The organism is Streptomyces sp. Go-475, assembly GCF_003330845.1.
Lineage (GTDB): Bacteria > Actinomycetota > Actinomycetes > Streptomycetales > Streptomycetaceae > Streptomyces.
Map to the genome: position 1 here is coordinate 1,305,613 of NZ_CP026121.1, position 24,279 is coordinate 1,329,891.

The window sequence follows — 24,279 nt, forward strand, 5'->3', positions numbered from 1 at the left end:
CTACGTGGCCAGTACCTCCTCGCCCGACCGCGGCTCGGTCAGCCGGACCTCGCGCACCTGCCGGTGAGCCGGATCCCGCACCTCCCCCACCAGCAGCTCCAGCACGTCCTCCAGCGCCACGAGTCCGAGCACCTTTCCGGACCCGTCGGCGACCTGCGCCAGGTGCGTCGCCGCCCGGCGCATCACCGTCAGGGCGTCGTCCAGCGGCAGCTCGGACCGCAGGGTCGTCATGGGCCGCCACAGCTGCTGCGGCACGGCCCGGTCCGAGTCCTCCAGGTCCAGGACGTCCTTGACGTGCAGGTAGCCCATGAAGGCGCCGTTGTCCGCGGCGACCGGGAAGCGGGAGTATCCCGTGCGGGCCGTGAGCTCGACGATCCGCCCGGGGGTGACCGACGGGCTGACCGTCACCAGCGACTCGCGTTTCAGCAGGACGTCCGTCACCGGGCGAGAGCCCAGTTCCAGGGCGTCCTCCAGGCGCTCGGCCTCCTCCGGGTCGAGCAGGCCCGCCTGGCCCGCGTCCTCCACCAGCCGGTTCAGCTGCTCGCTGGTGAAGACGGCCTCGACCTCGTCCTTGGGCTCGACGTGGAAGAGCCGCAGGATGCCCTGCGAGACCGCGCCGAGGGCGGCGGTGACGGGCTTGCAGAAGCGGGCGAACCAGACCAGGCCGGGGCTCAGCCACAGCGCGGCCTTCTCGGGCGCCGCCATGGCCAGGTTCTTCGGGACCATCTCGCCGATGACGAGGTGGAAGAAGACGACCGTGGCCAGGGCGATGACGTACCCGAGCGGGTGGATCATCGCGTGCGGCAGGTGGATCCACTCGAACACCGGCTCCAGCAGGTGCGCCACCGTCGGCTCGGCGACCGCGCCGAGGGTGAGGGAGCAGACGGTGATGCCGAACTGGGCCGCCGCCATCATCTGCGGCAGCCGCTCCAGGCCGTAGAGGACCTGCCGGGCGCGGGCGGTGCCGAGGGGTTCGATCTGGCTGCGGCGTACGGAGACCAGCGCGAACTCGGCGCCGACGAAGAAGCCGTTGGCGAGCACGAGCAGCGCGGCGAAGAGGAGTTGGAGCACGCTCATCGGGCGGCCTCCGCCAGGGTGATCACGGGGGCCGTCCGCACGAGCCGGACCCGCTCCGCGCGGTAGTGGCCGACCTGGCGCACCGACAGCCGCCAGCCGGGCAGCTCCGCCTTGTCCCCGACGGCCGGGATGCGGCCCAGCAGGTCGGCGATCAGCCCGGCGACCGTCTCGTACGGTCCCTCGGGCACGTCGAGGCCTATGCGCTGCAGGATGTCGACCCGGCAGCTGCCGTCGGCGTCCCAGGCGGGCCTGCCGTCCTCCGGCGGCGCGGCGGCCAGCTCGGGCAGGTCGTGCCCGTCGTGCTCGTCGCGGACCTCGCCGACGAGTTCCTCGACGATGTCCTCCAGCGTGACGACACCGGCCGTGCCGCCGTACTCGTCGACGACGACCGCGATGGGCTGCTCGCTGCGCAGCCGGGTCAGCAGGGGCTTGACGGGCAGGGTCTCGGGGACGAGCAGCGCCGGGCGGGCGATGCGGCCCACCGGCGTGCGCAGCCGGTCCTGGACGGGTACGGCCAGGGCGTCCTTGAGGTGGACCATGCCGACGACCTCGTCGATCCGCTCCCGGTAGACGGGGAAGCGGGACAGGCCGGTGGCGCGGGTCAGGTTGACGACGTCCTCGGCGGTGGCCGAGGACTGCAGGGCGCTGACCTTCACGCGCGGCGTCATCACGTGCTGCGCGGTCAGCTCGCCGAGGGACAGGGTGCGGACGAAGAGGTCGGCCGTGTCCTGTTCCAGGGCGCCGGCCCGGGCCGAGTGGCGGGCCAGCGAGACGAGCTCGCCGGGGGTGCGGGCGGAGGCCAGTTCCTCGGCCGGTTCGAAGCCCAGGGCCCGCACGAGCCGGTTCGCGACGGCGTTCAGGCCCGCGATGACCGGGCGGAACAGCCGGGCGAAGACATGCTGCGGGCCCGCGACGAAGCGCGCGACCTGCAGCGGCCTGGACACGGCCCAGTTCTTGGGCAGCAGCTCGCCGATCACCATCTGCACGGCGGACGCCACCAGCATGCCGACGACGACCGTGACGCCGGAGACGGCTCCCTCGGGGACGCCGATCGAGGTGAACGGGCCGTGCAGCAGTTCGGCGAGCGCCGGTTCGGCGAGCATGCCGACCACGAGGGAGGTGATGGTGATGCCGAGCTGGGTGCCGGAGAGCTGGAAGGACAGTTCCCTGAGTGATTCGACGACGCGGCCGGCGCGCCGGTCGCCTTCGGCGGCGGCCTTCTCGGCTTCCGCCCGCTCGACCGTCACGAGGCCGAACTCGGCCGCCACGAAGAATCCGTTGGCGAGAATCAGCAGGAACGCGGCTGCCAGGAGCAGCAGGGGGATGGTCATGATGCCGCCGCCTCCGCACGGTCGCGGACACGGTCCGCGCTATGTCGGCAGGGGGCGGCGCAGGTACTGCAGGACGATCCGTCCATCGCCGGAGAGGGTCACTCCTCGGTTAGCAGGAAGCCTCTGCGCACCGGGCGGGGCAGCAGCGGCGAAGGCGCGTCCTTCGCGCCTCCGCCAACAGATTAATCAAGACATGGCCCGGTGCGGCAGTGGCGACCGCCGTGCGAATGGCCACGCGTCAGCTCTGATGCCGCTCGGGGTCCGCGACGGAACGGGCCTCGGCGAGTGCCCGCAGGGCCCTGGCGTCGGCGATCGCGCGCTGCTTGGCGATGCCCGGCTGGATGCCGAGCGCGGGGAGGCTGGTGCCGTCGCTGAGGTTGAGGAACACCCAGGGGTCGCCGGGCCGGAGGGTCACCTGAAGGATTTCGGCCCACTCCAGCCGGCGCTTGTTGGTGAGATTCACGACAGTGACGCCGTCCTCGTCGGCGACGACCTTGGGCCGGGCCAGCAGGAGCAGCACGGCGTCCAGCAGCAGTGCCGTGACGACGAAGCTGAGGCGTTCGGCGGGGCTGAGCTGCTCCAGCAGCATGGCCACGGCCGTGATCACCACGAGGATCGCGACGGCGGCGGTGAGCAGCACCGCGCGGGTGCTGCCCGGCCGGAACGTGACGGGCAGGGTGGGCAGGTCGGACATCGGGTGCGCCCCTCTTACAGACGGCAGGCGTGGATGGCCGTGGTCAGGATGGCCCGGGCGCCGATGTCGTACAGGTCGTCCATGATCCGCTGGGCCTCCTTGGCGGGGACCATGGCGCGGACGGCGACCCAGCCCTCGTTGTGCAGCGGGGAGACGGTCGGCGATTCCAGGCCGGGGGTGAGGGCGACGGCCTTCTCCAACTGCTCGACGCGGCAGTCGTAGTCCATCATCACGTACGTCCGGGCGACGAGGACGCCCTGGAGGCGGCGCAGGAACTGCTGGACCTTGGGGTCGTCGGGGTCGGCGCCGGTGCGGCGGATCACGACGGCCTCGGACTGCATGATCGGCTCGCCGACGACTTCCAGGCCCGCGTTGCGCAGGGAGGTGCCGGTCTCGACGACGTCGGCGATGACCTGGGCGACGCCGAGCTGGATGGCGGTCTCGACGGCGCCGTCGAGGTGGACGACGGAGGCGTCGATGCCGTGCTCGGCGAGGTGGGCCGCGACGATGCCCTCGTAGGAGGTGGCGACGGTCTTGCCGGTCAGGTCGGCCAGGCCGCTGATGGTGCCGGGCTTGCCGGCGTAGCGGAAGGTGGAGCGGGCGAAGCCGAGGGCGAGGATCTCCTCCGCGTCGGCTCCGGAGTCGATCAGCAGGTCCCGGCCGGTGAGGCCGATGTCGAGCTGGCCGGAGGCGACGTAGATCGCGATGTCGCGGGGGCGCAGGTAGAAGAACTCGACCTCGTTGGTCGGGTCGACGATCCGCAGTTCCTTGGACTCCCTGCGCTGCAGGTAGCCGGCCTCATGCAGCATCTCCGCCGCAGGGCCTGACAGGGAACCCTTGTTGGGGACGGCGATGCGCAGCATGAGGTCGGCTTCCTTTGCGTGGTGTCGTGCGGGAACGGGTGTGCGGCTTACAGGTGGGCGTAGACGTCGTCGAGGGAGATGCCGCGGGCGACCATCATCACCTGGACGTGGTACAGCAGCTGCGAGATCTCCTCGGCGGCCGCCTCCTTGCCCTCGTACTCGGCGGCCATCCACACTTCGGCGGCCTCCTCGACGACCTTCTTGCCGATGGCGTGGACGCCCTTCCCGACCAGTTCTGCGGTGCGGGAAGTGGCGGGGTCGCCGTGGGCGGCCTTGTGCTGGAGCTCGGTGAAGAGCTCCTCGAACGTCTTCTTGGACATGGTGACGCTCAGCCTATGCCACAGGTGCGGTTCGTCAGCGCCAGGGTTCGGATACTGAGCGGAGGGTGGCCGCGGTCGCCACCGCGGCCGTCACCGCCTCGTGCCCCTTGTCCTCGCTGGAGCCCTCGATGCCGGCGCGGTCCAGGGCCTGCTCTTCGGTGTCGCAGGTCAGCACGCCGAAGCCGACGGGGACGCCGGTGTCGACGGAGACCTGGGTGAGGCCCTGGGTGACGCCCTGGCACACGTACTCGAAGTGGGGGGTTCCGCCGCGGATGACGACGCCGAGGGCGACGATCGCGTCGTAGCCGCGGCCCGCGAGGACCTTGGCGACGACCGGGAGCTCCCAGCTGCCGGGGACCCTGAGCAGGGTCGGCTCGTCGATGCCCAGGTCGTGCAGGGCGCGCAGGGCGCCGTCCACCAGTCCGTCCATCACCTTCTCGTGCCACTGTGCCGCGATGACGGCGACCCGGAGGTCACCCACATTGCGTACGGACAGTTCCGGTGCACCCTTGCCGCTCACGTCTCTCCCTCTTGCTCTCTTACTGGTTGCCGCAGGCCGGCACGGTGGTCGTGTCGAGCCAGGGCAGGTCGTGGCCCATCCGGTCCCGCTTGGTGCGCAGGTAGCGGAGGTTGTGCTCGCCGGCGCTCACGGGCATCGGCACACGGGCCTTGACCGTGATGCCGTGGTGGACGAGCGCGTCGGTCTTGTCGGGGTTGTTGGTCAGCAGCCGGACGCTGCGCACGCCGAGGTCGGCGAGGATCTGGGCTCCGGCGCCGTAGTCCCTCGCGTCGGCGGGCAGGCCGAGTTCGAGGTTGGCGTCGAGGGTGTCGCGGCCGCGCTCCTGCAGTTCGTAGGCGCGCAGCTTGGACATCAGGCCGATGCCGCGGCCCTCGTGTCCGCGCAGGTAGACGACCACGCCTCGGCCCTCGGACTGGATGCGGGCCAGGGAGGCGTCCAGCTGGGGGCCGCAGTCGCAGCGGGCGGAGCCGAAGACGTCGCCGGTGAGGCATTCGGAGTGGACGCGCACGAGGACGTCCTGGCCGTCGCCGATGTCGCCGTGCACCAGGGCGACGTGCTCGACGCCGTCGACGGTGGAGCGGTAGCCGTAGGCCGTGAACGTGCCGTGGGCGGTGGGCAGTTGGGTCCTGGCCTCGCGGCGGACGGTGGGCTCGCTGCTGCGGCGGTAGGCGATCAGGTCCTCGATGGAGATGATCGTCAGGCCGTGCTTGCGGGCGAACGGGACCAGCTCGGGCAGGCGCAGCATGCGGCCGTCCTCGCCGGCGATCTCGACGATCGCTCCGGCCGGGCGCAGGCCCGCGAGGCGGGCGAGGTCGACGGCGGCCTCGGTGTGGCCGTTGCGGGTGAGGACGCCGCCGGGCCGGGCGCGGAGCGGGAAGATGTGGCCGGGGCGGACGAAGTCGTCCGGCCCGGAGACTCCGTCGGCGAGCAGCCGCAGGGTGGTGGCGCGGTCGGCGGCGGAGATGCCGGTGCTCACGCCGTGGGCGGCGGAGGCGTCGACGGAGACCGTGAAGGCGGTCTTCATCGACTCGGTGTTGTCCTCGACCATCTGCGGGAGCTTCAGCCGGTCCAGTTCGTCGCCCTCCATGGGGGCGCAGATCAGGCCGCGGCACTCGCTCATCATGAAGGCGACGATCTCGGGGGTCGCCTTCTCGGCGGCGATGACGAGGTCGCCCTCGTTCTCCCGGTCCTCGTCGTCGACGACCACGACCGGGCGGCCCGCCGCGATGTCGGCGACGGCCTGCTCGACGGGGTCGAGCGCGAGGTCCTCGAACTCACCGTCGGTGCTGTACAGGATCGGTGCCGTGCTCATGCCGGCGCTCCTTCCAGGGTGGGCTGTGCTGCCGCGCGCGAGCGCAGCCACCAGTCGCGCAGGCCCCACAGGACGAGCGCGCCGTAGATGACGTAGACGAAGCCGGAGAAGGCGTAGCCGTTGGCGAAGTTGAGGGGGACGCCGACGAGGTCGACGAGGAGCCAGGCGAACCAGAACTCGACCATGCCGCGGGCCTGGGCGTACATCGCGACGATGGTGCCGACGAAGATGTAGGCGTCCGGCCAGGGGTCCCAGGACAGCTTCGGGTACGCCGTGAAGAGCAGGGCCACCGCGACCGTGCCGGCGGCGGCCGCCGCGGTCATCGCGGCGCGCTCGCGCCAGGTGGCGAACCGTACGGCGATGTGGCCGTCCTCGCCCTGGCCCTTGCCGCGCTGCCACTGCCACCAGCCGTAGAGGGCGACGACCATGACGACGGCCTGCTTGCCGGCGCTGCCGGTGAGGTGGCCGAAGAAGGCGCCGAAGAGGATGAGGCCGGCCAGGAACTGCACGGGCCAGGTCCAGATGGAGCGCCGCCAGCCGAGGGCGAGGGCGGCCAGGCCGAAGAGGTTGCCGACCATGTCGGCCCACTTGATGTGCTGGCCGAAGAGGACGAACGCCTCGGAGTTCAGCGAGTTCACTCGGCCGCCCCCCGCGCGCGGTCGCCCAGCATGCGCTCGACGTACTTGGCGATGACGTCCACTTCGAGGTTGACCGGGTCGCCGGGCTGCTTGTGGCCGAGCGTGGTCAGGTCGAGGGTGGTGGGGATGAGGCTGACGGTGAAGTAGTCGGGGCCGGCGTCGACGACGGTGAGGCTGATGCCGTCGACGGTGATGGAGCCCTTCTCGACCACGTACCGGGTGAGGTCCGCGGGGAGGGAGATCTTCACGATCTCCCAGTGCTCGGACGGCTTGCGCTCCAGGATCTCGCCGGTGCCGTCCACATGGCCCTGCACGATGTGCCCGCCGAGGCGTTCGCCGACGGCCATGGGGCGTTCGAGGTTGACGCGGGAGCCGGCCTTCAGGGCGCCGAGGCTGGAGCGGTTCAGGGTCTCGGCCATGACGTCGGCGGTGAACTCGTCGCCCTCGTGGTCGACGACCGTGAGGCAGACGCCGTTGACGGCGATGGAGTCGCCGTGTTTCGCGCCCTGGGTGACGACGGGGCCGCGCAGACGGAAGCGACAGGCGTCGTCGAGGGTCTCGACGGCGGTGATCTCGCCCAGCTCTTCGACGATTCCGGTGAACACTTCCCGGGTCCTCCTGCCTCTTCGGGCACGGACTCCGGGGCTGTCGATGACGACAGAAGTACGAGCAGGAACACCGGGGACGACGCCGGACGGAGTCCGCCCCGAGGACGGACTGCTGGGCGGCGCGCACGGATGCCCGCTCGCCGCGCACTGCCTCCCATCCGGACTTTAACCGTCGGTCCAGGAATTTCACCTGGTCAACCGGCCGCTGGAGGCGACCGGGTCGCGGACTGTAACCGCCGGTTCGGACTTTCACCGACCCCGGAGTGCGCTGCTACTGGTACACGGCCAGTGTGCCACGCCTGATCGGCATCCAGACCGGCGAAGCGTGTGGGGTGCCTCACAGAACGTGTCACGCCCCTTCCCCAGCGCGACAGGGCTGCCCAACTTCCGTGCGGTGGTCCGGCCTTGACGGATCCGAGTTGGTACACACCTATTGACGTTGTGGTCTAGTCCTTTCTAGGGTCGGCGCAACCGGCAACCCGACCCGCATCCGCAACCTTCACCCCTCAACCCGCAGACCGGCCCGGTGGCGGTGACGACGGCCCTTGCCCGCCGTCGGGCCTTCCCACGCCCCGCTTCAGGACGCCGGAAGCGTCCGCTCCCGAGGGGCGAAGAGTTCGTCCTGAGCGCGCTCCCGGGCCGTCAGCAGCGCGCCGCGCAGGACCGCGCCGCCGCCCAGGGTGGTCGGGCGCACCTCGGTGGGCAGGGGTGTCATCCGGGCGATGCGCTCCCGCACCCGCGTGGCGAGTTCCTCGCCCCCGGCCCGGCCGACCTCGCCGCCGAGCACCACGCACCCGGGGTCCAGGATCGCGACGACCGCCGCGACGCCGACGGCGAGACGGTCGGCCAGGGCGTCGAGGAAACGGCCGGCGGAGGCGGCGCCCGACTCCCCGGCGCCCGGCTCCCGGGCGCTCTCGCCCACGGACGCCGGGCGCCCGCCCGACGCCACAGGCGCCGCGGCCTCGCCGATCTCCCTCACTCCCCCGTCCCCCGCCTCCCGCACCCGGTCCACCGCCGCTTCCACGACGCCGACGGCCGCCCGCACCGCGCCCACCGCCGACGGCCCCTCCCCCCGCTCCGGCGCCGTCCCGTACCGCGCCGCGAGGTCCACGACCGCTGCCGCCGCGGCCAGGGAGTGGAAGCCGCCGGCGCAGTCCTTCGCCGACGGCGGGGCCGCGGTGCCCGGGACCGGGAGGAAGCCGATCTCGCCGGTGCCGCCGGAGGCACCGCGCCGCAGCGCTCCGTCGAGGACCACGGCGGCTCCGGTGCCGTGGCCCAGCCACAACAGGACGAACGTGTCCCGGTCCCGGGCCGCTCCGTCGCGCTGCTCGGCCAGCGCGGCGAGGTTGGTCTCGTTCTCGACGCTGACGCGGGCTTCGGGCAGCCGCTCCTGGAGGGCGGCGACCAGGCGGCGGTGCCAGGCCGGCAGCCCGGTGGAATCGCGGAGTTCGCCGCTCGCCGGGTCGATCAGGCCGGGCGCGCCGATGCCGACGGTGTGCAGCCGGTCGGCGCCGGCCTCCTTCACCACGCGCTCGACCAGCGCGACCGCCTGCTCCACGGCGGGGCCCGTCCCCATGTCGCCGTCGATGGGCACCGACGCCTCGGCCAGCACCCGGCCCACCAGGTCGGCGACGGTCACGGCGACGCCCTCGGTGCGTACGTCCAGGGCGGCGAGGTGCGCCCGGTCGGCGACGATGCCGTAGACCTTGGCGTTGGGGCCGCGCCGCTGCTCGCCGGCCTCACCGACCACCGCGATCAGGCCGGCGGCGGTGAGGCGTTCGACGAGGTCGGCGACGGTGGGGCGGGACAGGCCGGTCAACTGCTTCAACTGCCCTGCGGTGAGCGGGCCTTCCTGTTGGAGCAGGGTGAGGGCGAGCCGGTCGTTGATGGCCCGGGCGGTGCTCGGGGATGCGGGCATGCCGGGATCCTCCCAGATCGGCGGGGCGGGCGGACGGGCCGACCGGTTGCGCCCTTATCTATCAGGCAGGCTTCCTGATAGTTTACGCCCGCAGCGACGCGAGCGAGGCAGAGACCTGGAGGGGGACCGCAGAATGGGCAACGTGGTCGATGATCTGCGCGAGGTGAAGCGGTCCCGGTACGCCGTGGCCGCCGTCTTCGCCGTGCACGGCGCCGTGACCGGCTCGTTCGCCACCCGCGTGCCGTGGATCCAGGACCACGCGGGCGTCAGCGCGGGGCAGTTGGGCATCGCGCTGGCCTTCCCCGCGCTCGGCGCGTCCGTCGCGATGCCGCTCGCCGGCAGTGTCAGCCACCGCTTCGGGGCCCGCAACGCGCTGCGCGGACTGATCGCGCTGTGGACGCTGTCGCTGGTCCTGCCGTCCCTCGCGCCGAACCTTCTCACCCTCTGCCTGGCCCTGTTCGTGTACGGGGCGACGGCGGGCATGGCGGACGTCGCGATGAACGCGCTGGGCGTCGAGGTGGAGAACCGCCTCCACCGGTCGATCATGTCGGGACTGCACGGCATGTGGAGCGCGGGCGCCCTGGTCGGCTCGGCGGCCGGCACGCTCGCCGCGCACCTCGGCTCGGACGCCCGGCTGCACCACGTGCTGGCCGCCGCGGTCCTCACCGTGATCGGCGTGCTGTCCTGCCGGTGGGTGCTCGACCTGCAGCCCGCCGAGGACGAGGAGCCGCCGCCGCGGTTCGCGCTGCCGCCCCGGTCGGCCCTGCTCATCGGCGCGATCGGGTTCTGCGCGGTCTTCGCGGAGGGCGCGAGCCTGGACTGGTCGGCGGTCTACCTGCGCGAGCAGTTGGAGACCTCGGCGGGTCTCGCGGCGGCGTGCACGACGGGCTTCACGCTCACCATGGCCCTCGCCCGGATCGCCGGCGACAAGGTGGTGGACCGCTTCGGCGCGGTGCGGACGGTGCGGGCGAGCGGGGTGTTCGCGGTGCTCGGCGGGCTGCTGATCGTCGTCGCGGAGCACCCGGCGGTGGCGATGGCCGGGTTCGCGCTGATGGGGCTGGGCATCGCGGTCGTCGTACCGCTGTGCTTCGCGGCGGCGGGCCGCAGCGGTGCCAATCCGAGCCTGGCCATCGCGGGCGTCGCGACCATCACCTACACCTCGGGCCTGATCGCGCCGAGCGCGATCGGCATGCTGGCGCAGGCGACCAGCCTGATGGTGTCGTTCTGCCTGGTGACGGCGCTGTCGTGCGGTCTGGTGGCGTTCGCGGGGGTGCTGCGCCCGGGCGACCGGGCGAAGATCAGCCGACCGGACGCGGCGGTCCCCGACCCGCGCCCCTGAGCCGGGTCCGGCCCCCGGGTCAGCCCCGGTCACCGCCCCTCCGGGCGCACCCCGACAATGGTCCGGACACTCGCCCGCACGACGAAAGCGAAACCGCACCATGGATCTCGGCGTCCGCTGGAAACCGCACGGCGACGGACGCACCCCGGCGCCCGGCGCGGTGGTCCGCCCCGACGAGCGGCTCTCCTGGCCCCGCACGGTCGGGCTCGGCGCCCAGCACGTGGTGGCGATGTTCGGGGCGTCGTTCGTGGCCCCGGTCCTCATGGGCCTGGACCCGAACCTCGCGATCATGATGTCGGGTGTCGCGACCGTCGTGTTCCTGCTGGCCACCCGCGGCCGGGTGCCCAGCTACCTGGGCTGCTCGCTCTCGTTCGTCGGGGTGGCGGCGGTCATCCGCGCCCAGGGCGGGAGCAGCGCGACCGTGACCGGCGCGGTCTTCGTCGTCGGGGCCGCGCTGTTCCTGGTGGGGCTCGCCGTGCGGCGGTTCGGGGCGCGGATCATCCATGCCGCGATGCCGCCGATCGTGACCGGCGCGGTGGTGATGCTGATCGGCTTCAACCTGGCGCCGGTGACGGCCTCGACGTACTGGCCGCAGGACCAGTGGACGGCTCTGCTGGTGATGCTGTTCACCGGTCTGGCGGTCGTCTGTCTGCGCGGTTTCTGGTCGCGGATCGCGATTTTCCTGGGACTGATCTTCGGGTACGGCATCTCCTGGGTGTTCGACCAGGTCTTCGGCAAGATCCACTCGGTGGACGCGAGCGGCAGGCTGACCGACCACTGGCGGCTCGACCTGTCCGGTGTGGGCAAGGCCGACTGGATCGGGCTGCCGACCCTGCACGGCCCGTCGTTCGAGTGGTCGGCGATCCTGGTCGCCCTGCCGGTCGTCATCGCGCTGGTCGCGGAGAACGCCGGGCATGTCAAGGCGGTCGGCGAGATGACCGGCGACCCGCTGGACGACAAGCTCGGCACGGCGATCGCGGCCGACGGCGTCGGCTCGATGCTGTCCACGGCGGTCGGCGGCCCGCCCAACACGACGTACTCCGAGAACATCGGCGTGATGGCCGCGACCCGCGTCTACTCCACGGCCGCCTACTGGGCCGCCGCCGGTTTCGCCCTGCTCTTCGGCGTCTGCCCGAAGTTCGGCGCGGTCGTCGCGGCTATCCCGGGCGGGGTGCTCGGCGGCATCACCGTCATCCTGTACGGCATGATCGGGCTGCTCGGCGCGCAGATCTGGATCAACGCCGGGGTGGACCTGCGCAACCCGCTGAACCTGGTCCCGGCGGCCGCGGGCATCATCATCGGCGTCGGCAACGTCACCATGAAGTTCACCGACACGTTCTCGCTGAGCGGCATCGCCCTCGGCACGCTCGTCGTCATCACCGGCTACCACGCCCTGCGGGCCTTCGCCCCACCCCATCTGAAGACGCAGCGGCCGCTGCTGGACGAGGGCACCAGCTCCTACGACGAGGCCAAGTCGTAGGCGTAGGACGCCGTGAAGGTCCCCGGGCGGCCCCTGCAGCCGTCCGACTCCCCCGGCAGCTTCACCCACAGGTAGGCGTCGATCCGGGGCTCGCCGGTGCTGAGGGTGGGTGTCCGGCCGAGCTTGCGGCCCGCCGGGTCGCACCACTGGCCGTCGGCCGGGGCGCCGTTGCCGTTGCGGCTGGTGTCGATGACGGCGCCCAGGCTCGCCGGGCCGCCCAGGGCGTCCAGGACCCGCCGGTCGTAGGCGACCTCGTCGGCCGTGGTGTGGAAGTTGGAGACGTTGCTGAAGATCCCGTCGGAGGACTCGGGCGAGGCGGCTCCGGCCTGCCGCAGCCACGCCGCCTGCTTGCCGGGGGCGTTCCACCCCGAGTGCCCCGCGTCGAAGTACACGCGGGCCCGGGGGTTGGCGTCCTTCAGGACGCGTCCGGCCCGGGCCAGGGAGGCGAAGCGGTCCGCGCGCTCCCCGGCGGAGAGGCACTCGGCCTGGGCGACCGAGTCCGGCTCCAGGACGACGACGACCTCTGTGGAGCCCAGCCCGGCCGCGAACCGGTCGATCCAGGCGTCGTAGGCGTCCAGGTCGGGGGCGCCGCCCTGGGAGTGGCCGCCGCAGTCGCGGCCGGGGATCGCGTACGGCACGAGGACGGGCACCCGGCCCTGGGCGGCCCCGCCCGACGTCACCGCGGCGACCCGGGCGGTGAGCGTGTCCGGCGCGTACTCGGCGAACCAGACGGCGGCCGGCTGGTCGGCGATCCGGGACGCGATGACCGCGTGCCGGGGGTCGCCGGAGTGGGCCCGGACCCAGTCCAGCACCTGGGAGTCCGGGTGGCGGTAGAGCCGTGTGGTCACGGTCGTGGTCCGCTCCCGCTTCCGCTCGATCCTCGACGGCGACGGCGTGCGGCTCGGCGTGCCGCGCGCCGGCGCGGAGGGCGAGGGCGCGGCGGACTCGGCGGCGGCTGTCGGGGACGACGGCGGCTCAGCGGGCAGGGGCACCGGACGGGGCGGGGCGGACACCTGGGGGCGCCGGGCCTGGTCCGGGCCGCGCCCGTCCTCGAAGGCGGAGAGGACCCCCGTGACCGCGCCGGCCGCGACCACGACGGAGGCCGCCACGACCATCGCGCCGCGCCGGGCGGCACGCCTGCGCGCGGCCCTGCGGGCGGCCAGGCGCTGCGCACGCGAGCCTGACACGCTGCTGCTCCCCCTCCCCCTGCGGCGGGCGGCGTTCCCCCGTTCCGGGGAAGCACCGGGCCCGCCGGCACTCCCGCCAGCCTAGAGCTGGGACTCTGCCCGCATGCCGCGATGCGAACAAGTCCCCCCAGCCGTGGACACACCGGTCGACGCCGTCATCTCCCGGATGCGCGCCCTCGGTGCGTCCCTGCACCCCCGGGACGGGGTGGCGGTCTTCAACCGCGTCTACCTGGCGGTGACACAGGCGGTGGACCGGCACGTCGACACCGGGCGGTTCGCGGACCCGCGGGCCGCGATCACGCTGGACGTACGGTTCGCCGAGCGGTACCTGGACGCCGTCGAGGCGGCGGCCGGGGACCGGCGCGCACCGGCCTGCTGGCGGCCGTTGTTCCAGCTCCGCCGCCACCCCGGGGTACGGCCGTTGCAGTTCGCGCTGGCGGGCATCAACGCGCACATCGGGCACGATCTCGCGCTGGCCGTCGTGGACACCTGTCGTACGCTCGACTGCGCACCCGCCGACCTGGAGGACGAGTTCGACGCGGTGGGTGATCTCCTCGTCTCGCTGGAGGAGCGCATCCGCGAAGATCTGATGCCGGGCCCCGATCTCCTCCAGATCGCCGACCCGCTGACCCATCTGCTGGGCTCCTGGAGCCTGGAGCGGGCCCGCGACGCGGCGTGGACGGCGGCCCGGGCCCTGTGGGCCCTGCGCGGACTCCCCGACATCGCCGAGGAGTTCACGGAACACCTGGACACGGCGGTGGGCCTGGCGGGGCGCATGCTGCTCACACCGCTGCGGGGGTGATCCAACTCGGTGCCGCGGACGTCGACTTGGGGGCGCGGTCCTGGTGACAGGATCGTTCACTACGCTGTGCGCGCATGGTCGGATTACGCGCGTGGGCGACTCGCCGGCGCAGCTCGGTACTCCTGGTCCTCGACGCCCTGGGCGGCGTCTCCTGGGTGGTGCTCGGGCTCCTGCTCGCCCTGGTCTGGGGGAGTTTCGTCGGGTTCGCCACGCGAAGCTGGCACGAGGACCGGCCCGGTGGTGACGCGATGGCGCCGGCGCCCCCGTACGACGCCTTCGAGGAGATCGAGCAGGCGCGTCGCAGGCTCTTCGACGCCACCGTCGTGCACACGAACCCGCGAGCCCTGAGGCTGGTGGCGGACGCTCCGCCGCGCCGGTTCCGGGTGGAGGTCCGGGGTGCCCGGCCCCGGACCGAGCTGGGCGGGACCCACACGGTCGTCAGAGCGGGGACGCAGATCGGCGTGAAGCTGCACTGCACCGGTGCCGCTGTGCGGTGCACGCCCCTGTCGTCGGAACGACAGTACGTCCTGACCCGCGAGGACGTCGCCGTCTGGGTGTGGGAGGTGCGGGCCGAGCGTGCGGGGACGTTCGGCATCGCGCTCACGATCACCTCCTACCTCCGCGACACCGACACGGTGCTGGCGGAGGAGCTGTCTCCGGCCTGGACGGTGCGGGCGGTGGAGCCGCCCGAGGACGACGGCTGGGTCTCCTGGGCCAGGGACCTGTGGCGGCAGGTGGCCGACGCGATCACCGGCCTGGGCGGACTCGCCGTGTCCCTGAGCGCCATCGCGGCCGTGGCAGCGATGGTCATCCGCCGCAGGCTTCCGGCCCTCGGCCCCGAGGACGAGGAGGCCGCCGAGTCCGTCCGCGGTGCCGCCCCGGGCTCGCGGCCACGACCGGCGCCGCGCGTCCGGTCACGCCCGGGACGGGCCGGCGCGGCGCGGAACCTCCGCTACACCAGGCGGATCAGGGCCCGCGCCGGCCCGCGGACATGACGGCCGAGCCCGTGGAACCCGGCCTCCGGGTCAGTCCTCCGGCAGTTCCACGGGCGCGATCTCGTCGTAGACGTCGCCGGGGCCCGGGTTGGTCGGGTCGGTCGTGCCGCCGAGGTGGTGCATGACACCCCAGACGGCGTTGAGGGCGGTCTGGACCGCGCCCTCGGCCCAGCCGGCCGTCCAGGAGATGTCGTCGCCGGCGAGGAAGATGCCGCGCTTGTCCTCGGGCAGCCGGTCCTGCATGAAGTGCGTGAACAGGCGCCGCTGGTAGCGGTAGTGGCCGGGCAGGTTGGCCTTGAACGCGCCCATGAAGTAGGGCTCGTTCTCCCAGGAGACGGTGACCGGGTTGCCGATGATGTGCTTGCGGATGTCGACCTTGGGATAGATCTCGCCGAGCGACTTCAGCATGACCTCCATCCGCTCGTTCGCGGACAGCGGCAGCCACTTCAGGCTGTCGTCGCACCAGGTGTAGGACAGGCAGATCACGGCGGGCTTGTCCGGGCCGTCGTCGAGCAGGTACGTGCCGCGCGTCATGCGGTCGGTGAGCGTCATCGACATGACGTCCCGGCCGGTCTCCTCGTCCTTGTCGAGCCAGAACGGGCGGTCGACAGGAACGAACAGCTTCGAGGACTCCATGTAGTGGGTGCGCTCGATGGCCGTCCAGTGGTCGATCGGGAAGAGCGAGTCGTCGCAGTCGATCTTCGACAGCAGCATCCAGGACTGGGCGGTGAAGATCGCCGCCCGGTAGGTGCGGATGTCGCCGCGGGCGTCGGTCACCGTGATGCGGTTGCCGGCCGTGCGGTGCAGCCGGGTCACCGCCGGGCGGGGCTCGCGGCCCTCGTGCAGGCTCGCCAGCGAGGTCCCCTGGGCCCAGTGGACGATCTTCTGCGGCTCGCGCTCCCACAGGCGCAGAGGCAACTGCTGGGAGCCGCCGACGATGCCGCGGTGGTGGTCGTCGGCCTCGGTGTAGACGACGCGGAGGATCTCCAGGATGGAGTTGGGGAAGTCGGTGTCCCAGCCGCCGGTGCCGAAGCCGACCTGGCCGAAGATCTCGCGGTGCCGGAAGGACTTGAACGCCTCGGAGTCGCAGAGGAAGCCGTAGAAGGTCTGGTTGTCGAGCTTCTCGACGAGCCGGGACCAGATCTCGCGGATGCGCGGGACGTCCCGCTCGCGCAGGGCGCGGTTCATGTCGGAGAAGTCGGCGCCCTCCTCCAGGCACCGGCCCCAGGCCTCGGCGACGTCCCGGTAGACCTGCGGCAGGTCGTCGATGGTCTCGGCGTAGTGGGACTCGCCCTTGAGGTCGACGACGGTCGACGGGGTGGCCTCGGCCAGCGGGTTGGGGAACGGCCGGGTCCGCAGGCCGACGAGGTCGATGTAGTGCTGCAGGGCCGTGGAGGACGGCGGGAAGCGCATCGCGCCCATCTCGGCGGTGAGGGAGTCGTCGCAGCCCTCGAAGCCGACGGTGCGCAGCCGCCCGCCGATCTGGTCGGCCTCGTAGACGACGGGCTTGAGGCCCATCTTCATCAGCTCGTACGCGGCGACGATGCCGGACAGGCCGCCGCCGATGACCGCGACCTCCGTGCCGTGCTCGGTCGCCGGTATCTGCCCCAGGCCCGCCGGGTGGGCGAGGAAGTCGTCGTACGCGTACGGGAAGTCCGGGCCGAACATGGTGATCGGCGGCTGCTGCGCGTCTGCGTGCTCGACGGCGTTGGGCACGGTGGACGTCATGGGGGTACGGACTCCTTGCACAGAGGTGAACAGGCGGGTGTGGGGGTGTCAGACGAGCGACCCGTACAGGCCGGGGCGCCGGTCCCGCAGATAGGGGTTGTTCTCGCGCGACGCGGCGAGGAAGGCCGGGTCGACGTCGGCCAGGACGAGGTCCTCGCCCCGCCCGGCCCGGGTCCGGGCGACACCGTCGGGACCGGCCAGCGTGGACAGGCCCACGAACTCGAACTCGCCCTCCCGGCCGACCCGGTTGACGTACGCGACGTACAGCTGGTTCTCGAAGGCCCGCACCGGGATCATCGACTCGGCGACGAACTGGAACGGGTGCATCTGCGCGGTCGGGACGACCAGCAGGTCGGTGCCGGCCAGGGCGTGGGCGCGGACGTTCTCCGGGAACTCCACGTCGTAGCAGATGAGGATCCCGACGCGCAGACCGTCGATCTCGGCCTGCACGACCTGCTGCTCGCCGGGCGTGAAGTGGTCGCGTTCGAAGCAGCCGAAGAGGTGGGTCTTGCGGTAGTTCGCCAGCCGGGTGCCGTCGGCGGAGATCAGCTGGGCGGAGTTGAACACCGTCTCGCCGTCCCGCTCGGGGTAGCCGTAGGCGATCGCCAGGCCGTGGCGCGTCGCGATCTCGGCGATCGCGTCCGCGCAGTCGCCGTCGGCGGGCTCGGCGAGCCGGGCGATGTCGTCGCCGATCGCGTACCCGGTCAGGAACATTTCCGGCGTGCTCAGCAGCCCCGCGCCCGCGGCGGCGGCCCGGCCCGCGGCCTCGTCGAGGACCTTGAGGTTCTCGACGGTGGAGCCGGGGCGGCCGGAGCTCTGGAGCAGGGCGGTGCGCATGCGTGTTCCTCACCGGTACGCGGAGGGTTTCAGGGGGCCGGATAGACGGTACGGTCGGCGGCTTCGACCGGACAAGGAGCAGCCGTTGCGCGTCCGTGAGCGGATCATTGCGTTCGTCGGGCGGTCGGCGGCGATTCGTTGCGGGTACGGTCCGGTGCTCCCCCGGGTGCAGGCGGAGGTCCGGTACTCCCCCAGGGGCAGGCGGAGCGGTGTTGTCCCCGCCGGGCGGCGGAGGCGGGGTCCCGTCTGCGGTGCGATGTGGCCGGGGGGCCGGTGCCGGGAGAGTGGTGAGCGTTCGGAACACAGCGATCACCTGCGGAAAGGACCGCCATGAACCGCCGTACGAAGACCGCCGTGCTCGGTGCCGCGTTACTGCTCTGCGCCACCGCCGCGGCTGGAGCGGCCACCGCCTCCGCCCCCGAGGAGGGGCAGCGCGAGGCCACCGCATCCGCGCCCGGCGGAGGACAGCGCGAGGCCGGCGCCAGCGCTCCCGGTGGAGGGCAGCGCGAGGCCGCCGCCCTCACCGGGAAGGCCAAGCTGTACCGATCGGCCGGGGACGACATCACCTTCTCCTTCGACGCGCACCTGGCGCCCGAGCACCGGCTCGACCCGATGAAGGCCACCGGCACCTTCGAGTGGAGCCACTACCTGAACGGCAAGGGCGCCCGGGCGAAGGCGAAGGTCGACTGCCTGGTCACCGGCGGCAAGGTGGCCGTCGTCTCCGGTGTCATCACCTCCTCCGACCTGCCCGGCGCGAAGGGCAAGCGCGTCGGGATCACCGTGCAGGACCTCGGCCGAAGCGACCGGCTCGGCTACAGCTGGGCCACGACCGGCACCCCGGTCGCCACGAAGGACCTGCCCAAGTGCGTCAGCTCGGCGCCCTTCGAGAAGGTCGAGAAGGGCACCGGCGACTTCTCGGTCACTCCCTGGCAGCCCCCGCTCTAGCGGGCACGGGCGCGGCCACCAGCAGGGCGGTCACCAGGTACGGCACCGCGCACCACGCGAAGGCGGTGCCGTGCCCCGTCGCCGTGCCGAGCACCGCGTAGCCGCCGTACACGGCGATGGTGGCCAGCTCGGTGCCCAGCCCGGCGACCGAGGTGAGGGTGGCCCGGCCCGTGTCGTCGATGCGCCGCTGGAGCCGTACGTCGGCCAGCACGGTCGCCGCCTGGAACCCGCCGAAGGCGACCGCCACCAGGGCGATGCCGCCCGGGGTGCCCGCGCCGGCACCCAGGGCCAGGGCGACGGCCGCGCCCGCGAGCAGCACCGCGAGGCCCCGCGGGCCCAGGCGTTCTCCCGCCCCGGCCAGCAGGCCCCCGGCCGTGGCGCCCGCCCAGATCAGCAGGAGCAGGTAGGGCACCAGCGCGTCGGACACGCCGGTGTCCCGCGCCAGCAACGGCGTGTACTCGTCCAGGGCGCCCCACACGGCGGTGACGGCCGGGACGAGCAGCAGCGCGCCGCGTACGGACCGGTCGGACCGGGCCACGGCGAGCCCGGCCTTCAGGGTCGCGGTCCAGCCGTCGTGCCCGGCCGTCGGGGTCCGGTGCTCCGGGAAGCGGGTCGCCGTCGCCGCGCCCAGCAGGCACACCAGCACGCTCACGGCACCGACGGCGGTGTGGCCGCCGTGGGCGAGCACCGGCCCGGCCAGGGCCGTCGCCGCCATGGTGGCGACCAGGCCGGCCGCGCGGGCCCGGCCCATGACGTGGGCGTACCGTCCGGCCGCGCCGAGCCGGTCCAGTTCGTCGTAGACCAGCGCCTCGCGCGCGCCGGAGGTCAGGGCGCCGCCGGCGCCCCACAGCACGAAGCCGAGGGCGAAGGCGCCGTACGACGGCAGGAGCGTCCACAGCGCGAACCCGGCGGCGGTGAGCAGCGGGCCCAGGCAGAGCAGCAGCCGGCGGGAGGAGGCGTCGGCCCAGGCGCCGGAGGGGACCTCCAGCACCACGCCGGTGACCGACCACAGGGCGAACAGGGAGGAGATCTGCCAGACCGACAGACCGGTGTCGGCGAACAGCAGCGCGTACACCGGGTAGAGCAGGACGAAGTCTTCGAGGAACGCGTAGCCGTACAGCGTGCTCGTCAGCCGGCGGACACCGGTCGCGGGCACGGGTGAGAGAGTCATGAGGCCTTCCCGAGGGGGCGGTTCGGACACCGGACGCGCGGGACGTACGGCGGCCGAGGCGGTCCTCGGGAGGCGCGGCGGGTGGATCAATGTCGCCAGGTCATGGCACCGATGGTAGGCGGGCCGGCGCCGTAGGCCCAGCGGGAATTCCTCCGGGGCCGTCCTCCCCCGGGAGGAGGCGGGCGGCGGGCGTCTCCGCCGAGCGGCGAGGGAGGTCCGCTCGCCGGACGAGGACCGCGGACTGCCCGGCGCGCGAGACTGCGGGAGGAAGCCGTACCCGCCGGTGAGGGGATCTCCATGGACGCCGTCGCAGCACTGTCCCTGCCGTACGTCGACGAGCACACGACGGTGGTCGCGGCGGACGCCGGTGTCGTGTGGGGGCGCCTCGGGGAGGTGCTGGACCGCTGGTTCGGGGGCGGCCGGGCCGCCGGGTACGCACGCCTGGTCGGCTGCCCCGACCGCGGGTCCTCCGGGCCGCGCCCCCTGGCCGTGGGCTCGACGATCCCCGGGTTCCGGGTGGCTTCCGCTGTGCCGCACGCGGAGCTGGTCCTGATCGGACGCCACCACTTCTCGACGTACGCCCTGCTCTTCCACCTCGACGCGGCCGGCCCCGGACGCACCCGGCTGCGCGCCGAGACCCGGGCGAGGTTCCCGGGCCCGGCCGGGTGTCTCTACCGGCAGCTCGTCCTGGCCACGGGCGGCCACGCGCTCGGCGTACGACGCCTGCTGGCGGCGGTCCGCGGGCCTGCCCCTCGGCGCTCCTAGGCCGGCGACCCCGACGAGAAGCGCCGCAGCAGTGGCGAGAGCACCAGCACGGACTTGGTCCGCTCGACGAACGGCTCCCCGGCGATCCGCTCCAGGACCCGTTCGAAGTGCCGCATGTCGGAGGCGAAGACCTGGGCGATCGCGTCCGCGTCCCCGGTGACGGTGGACGCGGCCACGACCTCCTGGTAGCGCTCCAGGCCTCGCTGGATGGTCTCCGGGGAGGTGTTGCCGCGGCAGTAGATCTCGACGAACCCCTCGGTCTCCCAGCCGAGGGCGCCCGGGTCCACGCGCACGGTGAAGCCGGTGATGGCTCCGGTGGCCCGCAGCCGGTCCACGCGCCGTTTGACGGCGGGCGCGGACAGGCCGACGAGGTGGCCGATGTCGGCGTAGGAGCGGCGGGCGTCCTCGGCGAGGGCGTGCACGATGCGTTCGTCGAGATCGTTCAGCACTGTGGGTCGATCACTTCTCGGATGGTGCGAGTCGGGAACGGCGGTAGCCGTACACGAAGTAGAACACGAGCCCGGCGGCCATCCAGACACCGAAGACCACCCAGGTGACGGTCGACAGGCTGCCCATCATCCAGACGCAGAAGGCGAAGCCCAGCGCGGGCAGGACCGGCGAGAGCGGCACGCGGAAGGTGCGCGGCAGGTCCGGCTTGGTCCGGCGCAGCACCACGACGGCCACGTTGACCAGCGCGAAGGCGAACAGGGTGCCGATGCTGGTGGCGTCGGCGAGCTGCCCGAGCGGGATCGCGGCGGCCAGGACTCCGCAGAACAGGGAGACGATCAGGGTGTTGGCGCGGGGCGTGCCGGTCTTCGGGTGGACCTTGGCGAACACCTTGGGCACCAGCCCGTCGCGGGACATGGCGAACAGGATGCGGGTCTGGCCGTAGAGCACGGTCAGGACGACGCTGGCGATGGCGATGACGGCGCAGAACGCCAGCAGCGTGCCCCAGAAGGTCTGCCCGGTGACCTCGCGCATGATCTGGGCGAGGGCGGCCTCGGAGTCGGTGAAGTTCTCCCACGGCTTGGCGCCGACGGCGACGGCGGCGACGAGGACGTACAGCGCGGTGACGATGACCAGCGACAGCATGATCGCCCGGGGCAGGTCGCGCTGCGCGTTCTTCGCCTCCTCGCCGGCGGTGGAGGCGGCGTCGAAGCCGATGTAGGAGAAGAACAGCGTGGCTCCGGCGGCGCTGACCCCGGCCATGCCGAGCGGCATGAAGTTCTCGTAGTTGCCGGAGCGGAAGCCCTGGACGCCGATCGCGCAGAACAGCACCAGCGCGCCGATCTTCACGATGACCATGATCGTGTTGGCGCGGGCGGACTCGCGGGCACCACCCAGCAGGAACGCCATCGCCAGCAGGACGACGATCAGCGCGGGCAGGTTGAAGACACCGCCGTCACCGGGCGGAGCCGACAGGGCGGCCGGGATGGTGACGCCTATGGTCCCGTCGAGCAGTTCGTTGAGGTACTCGCCCCAGCCGACGGCGACGGCGGCGACCGACACGCCGTACTCCAGGACCAGGCACCAGCCGCAGACCCAGGCGATCAGCTCGCCCATCGTTGCGTACGCATACGAGTACGAGGAGCCGGAGACCGGGATGGTGCCGGCCAGCTCGGCGTAGGACAGGGCCGAGAAGAGGGCGGTGAGGCCCGCGATGACGAAGGAGAGCGTGACGGCCGGGCCCGCCTTCGGGACGGCCTCGCCGAGGACGACGAAGATGCCGGTGCCGAGGGTGGCACCGATGCTGATCATGGTGAGCTGCCAGAGCCCGAGGGACCGCCGCAGCGAGCCTCCCTCGCCCTGGCCACCCTCCGCGACCAGGCGTTCCACGGGCTTGCGGCGCATGAGGCGCGCGCCGATGCCCGGGGACGAGGGGGAGGCTGTCTGGCCTGGATTCTGCGGGGGTGCGCCTTGGTCGAGCACGCGCTGGCTCCTTCATCGCTGCCGGTCAGGGCGGCAGGGACCGCGGGCACCCTTGAGCAGGGACCCGCCGAGCGGAGTCCCCGCCACGCCACGTACGAGGCGACAGCCTACGAGGAGCGGCGTTGCTGTCGAAATGCAGCAACCTTGCGCATCCACGCAAGATCATTGCGTGCATGGGGGCCGGCCGGAGGTTCGTTGCACCGCCGTTTTCGACCGTTGCGCGGGCAGACGCGTACGGCCCCCGCCTCTGCCTGCCGGGCAGGTCGAACGGGGGCCGTACACAAGGGCGTTGGGCGGGTCAGCTCCAGCTGGCGTGCAGCGGCTTGCCCTCGGCGTAGCCGGCGGCGCTCTGGATGCCGACGATGGCCTTCTCGGCGAACTCCTCCAGGGAGCCGGCACCGGCGTAGGTGCAGGAGGAGCGGACGCCCGCGATGATCGAGTCGATCAGGTCCTCGACGCCGGGGCGGGCCGGGTCGAGGAACATGCGGGAGGTGGAGATGCCCTCCTCGAACAGCGCCTTGCGGGCCCGGTCGTACGCCGACTCCTCCGAGGTGCGGTTGCGTACGGCGCGGGCGGACGCCATGCCGAAGGACTCCTTGTAGGCGCGGCCCTGCGCGTCGTGCTGGAGGTCGCCGGGGGACTCGTAGGTGCCCGCGAACCAGGAGCCGATCATCACGTTGGACGCACCGGCCGCGAGGGCCATGGCCACGTCGCGCGGGTGGCGGACACCGCCGTCGGCCCACACGTGCTTGCCGTACTTCCTCGCCTCGGCGGCGCACTCCAGGACGGCGGAGAACTGCGGCCGGCCGACGCCGGTCATCATGCGCGTGGTGCACATGGCGCCCGGCCCGACACCGACCTTGACGATGTCGGCGCCCGCCTCGATCAGGTCGCGCACGCCGGCCGCGGCGACCACGTTGCCCGCGACGATCGGAACCTGCGGGTCGAGGTCGCGCACCAGCTTCAGGGCGCTGATCATCGACTCCTGGTGGCCGTGCGCGGTGTCGATGACGAGGGTGTCGACGCCCGCGTCCAGCAGCTGCTGAGCCTTGCCCGCGACGTCGCCGTTGATGCCGACGGCGGCGGCGATGCGCAGCCGCCCCCGCGCGTCGGTGGCGGGCTTGTACAGCGTGGCGCGCAGGGCTCCCTTGCGGGTGAGGATGCCGGCGAGCGTGCCGTCCTCGTTGACCGCGGGGGCGTAGCGGCGGTTGGCGTGGTCGAGCGTGTCGAAGGCCTCGCCCGGGTCCATGCCCGCGTCGATGAGCAGCAGGTCCCGGGACATGACCTCGGAGAGCTGCGTGAAGCGGTCGACGCCGGACAGGTCGGAGTCGGTGACCACGCCGATCGGCTTGTGGTGCTCGTCGACGACGACACCGGCGTTGTGCGCGCGCTTGGGCAGCAGGGACAGCGCGTCCGCGACCGTCTGGTGCGGGGACAGGATGATCGGGGTGTCCAGGACCAGGTGGCGGCTCTTCACCCAGGAGACGACGTCGGCGACCACCTCGATCGGGATGTCCTGCGGTATCACCACGAGGCCGCCGCGGCGGGCCACGGTCTCGGCCATGCGGCGCCCGGCGATGGCGGTCATGTTGGCGACGACGAGCGGGATGGTGGTGCCCGTGCCGTCCGGGGAGCTGAGGTCGACGGCCTGCCGGGAGCCGACCGAGGAGCGGCTCGGCACCATGAAGACGTCGTCGTACGTCAGGTCGTACCCGGGCTGGATGTCATTGAGGAAACGCACGTGCTGCACATCCCAGTCGATCAGAGGTGACCCCCCGACCGGCCGGCCAGGGGGAAAAGAGCACGTACTTCATTCTCCC

23 protein-coding genes and 1 riboswitch are annotated in these 24,279 nt (G+C 72.5%); of the genes, 6 read left to right on the plus strand and 17 right to left on the minus strand.

The annotated features are described in order from the left end of the window. From C1703_RS05870 to C1703_RS05915, 10 genes are all read right to left on the minus strand, one after another. Positions 1-1,077 (minus strand): hemolysin family protein, encoded by a 1,077-nt coding sequence (locus C1703_RS05870; protein WP_114250887.1) that lies wholly within the window; start codon positions 1,075-1,077, stop codon positions 1-3. Further along, positions 1,074-2,408 carry a hemolysin family protein gene (locus C1703_RS05875; protein WP_114250888.1) on the minus strand — a complete coding sequence of 445 codons (1,335 nt, stop codon included), beginning with the start codon at positions 2,406-2,408 and terminating at the stop codon, positions 1,074-1,076. Before C1703_RS05875 ends, C1703_RS05870 begins: the two co-directional genes overlap by 4 nt. A 238-nt stretch (positions 2,409-2,646) precedes the next feature. Further along, positions 2,647-3,102, minus strand: a complete 456-nt coding sequence (locus C1703_RS05880) for a PH domain-containing protein (RefSeq protein WP_114250889.1) — start codon at positions 3,100-3,102, stop codon at positions 2,647-2,649. Between the two features lie 14 nt (positions 3,103-3,116). After that, positions 3,117-3,965 (minus strand): ATP phosphoribosyltransferase, encoded by an 849-nt coding sequence (hisG, locus tag C1703_RS05885; RefSeq protein WP_114250890.1) that lies wholly within the window; start codon positions 3,963-3,965, stop codon positions 3,117-3,119. A gap of 47 nt (positions 3,966-4,012) precedes the next feature. Then, complete coding sequence (locus tag C1703_RS05890) at positions 4,013-4,285, minus strand: phosphoribosyl-ATP diphosphatase (protein ID WP_007491392.1); 273 nt, start codon at positions 4,283-4,285, stop codon at positions 4,013-4,015. A 34-nt stretch (positions 4,286-4,319) separates the two neighbouring features. After that, a complete protein-coding gene (gene ribH / locus C1703_RS05895) occupies positions 4,320-4,805 on the minus strand; it encodes a 6,7-dimethyl-8-ribityllumazine synthase (RefSeq protein WP_004002733.1) in 486 nt (161 codons plus the stop codon). Positions 4,806-4,824: 19 nt separating this feature from the next. Further along, positions 4,825-6,117, minus strand: coding sequence for a bifunctional 3,4-dihydroxy-2-butanone-4-phosphate synthase/GTP cyclohydrolase II (locus tag C1703_RS05900; protein ID WP_114250891.1), 1,293 nt, complete (start codon positions 6,115-6,117; stop codon positions 4,825-4,827). After that, positions 6,114-6,755, minus strand: coding sequence for a nicotinamide mononucleotide transporter family protein (locus C1703_RS05905; RefSeq protein ID WP_114250892.1), 642 nt, complete (start codon positions 6,753-6,755; stop codon positions 6,114-6,116). Before C1703_RS05905 ends, C1703_RS05900 begins: the two co-directional genes overlap by 4 nt. Further along, positions 6,752-7,360 carry a riboflavin synthase gene (locus C1703_RS05910; RefSeq protein ID WP_114250893.1) on the minus strand — a complete coding sequence of 203 codons (609 nt, stop codon included), beginning with the start codon at positions 7,358-7,360 and terminating at the stop codon, positions 6,752-6,754. Before C1703_RS05910 ends, C1703_RS05905 begins: the two co-directional genes overlap by 4 nt. A gap of 143 nt (positions 7,361-7,503) precedes the next feature. Further along, a riboswitch (FMN riboswitch) is annotated at positions 7,504-7,634 on the minus strand. Between the two features lie 306 nt (positions 7,635-7,940). Beyond that, positions 7,941-9,281, minus strand: coding sequence for an ROK family transcriptional regulator (locus tag C1703_RS05915; protein ID WP_114250894.1), 1,341 nt, complete (start codon positions 9,279-9,281; stop codon positions 7,941-7,943). 133 nt (positions 9,282-9,414) lie between these two features. Between C1703_RS05915 and C1703_RS05920 the strand changes: the two genes are divergently transcribed. Both C1703_RS05920 and C1703_RS05925 read left to right on the plus strand, forming a co-directional pair. After that, on the plus strand, positions 9,415-10,620 hold the full coding sequence (locus tag C1703_RS05920; protein WP_114250895.1) for an MFS transporter: 1,206 nt from the start codon (positions 9,415-9,417) through the stop codon (positions 10,618-10,620). A 100-nt stretch (positions 10,621-10,720) separates the two neighbouring features. Next, positions 10,721-12,100, plus strand: a complete 1,380-nt coding sequence (locus C1703_RS05925) for a solute carrier family 23 protein (RefSeq protein ID WP_114250896.1) — start codon at positions 10,721-10,723, stop codon at positions 12,098-12,100. Here the strand turns inward: C1703_RS05925 and C1703_RS05930 are convergent. Beyond that, on the minus strand, positions 12,079-13,215 hold the full coding sequence (locus C1703_RS05930; protein WP_114257310.1) for a glycoside hydrolase family 6 protein: 1,137 nt from the start codon (positions 13,213-13,215) through the stop codon (positions 12,079-12,081). The genes C1703_RS05925 and C1703_RS05930 overlap by 22 nt on opposite strands. A gap of 175 nt (positions 13,216-13,390) precedes the next feature. Between C1703_RS05930 and C1703_RS05935 the strand changes: the two genes are divergently transcribed. Continuing rightward, positions 13,391-14,089: a DUF5995 family protein gene (locus C1703_RS05935; protein WP_114250897.1), complete on the plus strand. Its 699-nt coding sequence runs from the start codon at positions 13,391-13,393 to the stop codon at positions 14,087-14,089. A 74-nt stretch (positions 14,090-14,163) separates the two neighbouring features. After that, positions 14,164-15,084 carry a hypothetical protein gene (locus tag C1703_RS05940; protein ID WP_114250898.1) on the plus strand — a complete coding sequence of 307 codons (921 nt, stop codon included), beginning with the start codon at positions 14,164-14,166 and terminating at the stop codon, positions 15,082-15,084. Positions 15,085-15,114: 30 nt separating this feature from the next. On the opposite strand, the gene C1703_RS05945 is transcribed toward C1703_RS05940, so the two are convergent. Next, the gene (locus tag C1703_RS05945) at positions 15,115-16,812 is read right to left on the minus strand and encodes an NAD(P)/FAD-dependent oxidoreductase (protein ID WP_114250899.1); all 1,698 of its coding nucleotides are present in this window, start codon (positions 16,810-16,812) and stop codon (positions 15,115-15,117) included. A 48-nt stretch (positions 16,813-16,860) separates the two neighbouring features. Beyond that, complete coding sequence (locus tag C1703_RS05950; RefSeq protein WP_114250900.1) at positions 16,861-17,649, minus strand: carbon-nitrogen hydrolase family protein; 789 nt, start codon at positions 17,647-17,649, stop codon at positions 16,861-16,863. Positions 17,650-17,979: 330 nt separating this feature from the next. On the opposite strand from C1703_RS05950, the gene C1703_RS05955 reads away from it, so the two are divergent. Next, positions 17,980-18,594 carry a Repetin gene (locus tag C1703_RS05955; RefSeq protein WP_114250901.1) on the plus strand — a complete coding sequence of 205 codons (615 nt, stop codon included), beginning with the start codon at positions 17,980-17,982 and terminating at the stop codon, positions 18,592-18,594. Here the strand turns inward: C1703_RS05955 and C1703_RS05960 are convergent. Beyond that, on the minus strand, positions 18,569-19,765 hold the full coding sequence (locus tag C1703_RS05960) for an MFS transporter (protein WP_114250902.1): 1,197 nt from the start codon (positions 19,763-19,765) through the stop codon (positions 18,569-18,571). The genes C1703_RS05955 and C1703_RS05960 overlap by 26 nt on opposite strands. 297 nt (positions 19,766-20,062) lie before the next feature. Here C1703_RS05960 and C1703_RS05965 point away from each other — a divergent pair, with 297 nt between their 5' ends. Beyond that, positions 20,063-20,530, plus strand: a complete 468-nt coding sequence (locus tag C1703_RS05965; RefSeq protein WP_114250903.1) for a hypothetical protein — start codon at positions 20,063-20,065, stop codon at positions 20,528-20,530. Here C1703_RS05965 and C1703_RS05970 read toward each other — a convergent pair. The 3 genes from C1703_RS05970 to C1703_RS05980 form a co-directional block, all read right to left on the minus strand. Then, positions 20,527-20,979 carry an Lrp/AsnC family transcriptional regulator gene (locus C1703_RS05970; protein ID WP_114250904.1) on the minus strand — a complete coding sequence of 151 codons (453 nt, stop codon included), beginning with the start codon at positions 20,977-20,979 and terminating at the stop codon, positions 20,527-20,529. The genes C1703_RS05965 and C1703_RS05970 overlap by 4 nt on opposite strands. Before the next feature lie 10 nt (positions 20,980-20,989). Then, entirely contained in the window at positions 20,990-22,459 is a 1,470-nt protein-coding gene (locus C1703_RS05975; RefSeq protein WP_114250905.1) for an amino acid permease, read from the minus strand. Positions 22,460-22,757: 298 nt separating this feature from the next. Continuing rightward, on the minus strand, positions 22,758-24,200 hold the full coding sequence (locus C1703_RS05980) for a GuaB1 family IMP dehydrogenase-related protein (RefSeq protein ID WP_198678098.1): 1,443 nt from the start codon (positions 24,198-24,200) through the stop codon (positions 22,758-22,760). Between the last annotated feature and the right edge of the window lie 79 nt (positions 24,201-24,279).

Coding starts and splice junctions, on each gene's coding strand:
- C1703_RS05965 (WP_114250903.1), top strand. CDS start 20,063: ATGGACGCCGTCGCAGCACTGTCCCTGCCGTACGTCGACGAGCACACG.
- C1703_RS05955 (WP_114250901.1), top strand. CDS start 17,980: ATGAACCGCCGTACGAAGACCGCCGTGCTCGGTGCCGCGTTACTGCTC.
- C1703_RS05880 (WP_114250889.1), bottom strand. CDS start 3,102: ATGTCCGACCTGCCCACCCTGCCCGTCACGTTCCGGCCGGGCAGCACC.
- C1703_RS05915 (WP_114250894.1), bottom strand. CDS start 9,281: ATGCCCGCATCCCCGAGCACCGCCCGGGCCATCAACGACCGGCTCGCC.
- C1703_RS05940 (WP_114250898.1), top strand. CDS start 14,164: ATGGTCGGATTACGCGCGTGGGCGACTCGCCGGCGCAGCTCGGTACTC.
- C1703_RS05920 (WP_114250895.1), top strand. CDS start 9,415: ATGGGCAACGTGGTCGATGATCTGCGCGAGGTGAAGCGGTCCCGGTAC.
- C1703_RS05950 (WP_114250900.1), bottom strand. CDS start 17,649: ATGCGCACCGCCCTGCTCCAGAGCTCCGGCCGCCCCGGCTCCACCGTC.
- hisG (WP_114250890.1), bottom strand. CDS start 3,965: ATGCTGCGCATCGCCGTCCCCAACAAGGGTTCCCTGTCAGGCCCTGCG.
- C1703_RS05925 (WP_114250896.1), top strand. CDS start 10,721: ATGGATCTCGGCGTCCGCTGGAAACCGCACGGCGACGGACGCACCCCG.
- C1703_RS05930 (WP_114257310.1), bottom strand. CDS start 13,215: ATGGTCGTGGCGGCCTCCGTCGTGGTCGCGGCCGGCGCGGTCACGGGG.
- C1703_RS05890 (WP_007491392.1), bottom strand. CDS start 4,285: ATGTCCAAGAAGACGTTCGAGGAGCTCTTCACCGAGCTCCAGCACAAG.
- C1703_RS05875 (WP_114250888.1), bottom strand. CDS start 2,408: ATGACCATCCCCCTGCTGCTCCTGGCAGCCGCGTTCCTGCTGATTCTC.
- C1703_RS05945 (WP_114250899.1), bottom strand. CDS start 16,812: ATGACGTCCACCGTGCCCAACGCCGTCGAGCACGCAGACGCGCAGCAG.
- C1703_RS05870 (WP_114250887.1), bottom strand. CDS start 1,077: ATGAGCGTGCTCCAACTCCTCTTCGCCGCGCTGCTCGTGCTCGCCAAC.
- C1703_RS05960 (WP_114250902.1), bottom strand. CDS start 19,765: ATGACTCTCTCACCCGTGCCCGCGACCGGTGTCCGCCGGCTGACGAGC.
- C1703_RS05935 (WP_114250897.1), top strand. CDS start 13,391: ATGCCGCGATGCGAACAAGTCCCCCCAGCCGTGGACACACCGGTCGAC.
- C1703_RS05900 (WP_114250891.1), bottom strand. CDS start 6,117: ATGAGCACGGCACCGATCCTGTACAGCACCGACGGTGAGTTCGAGGAC.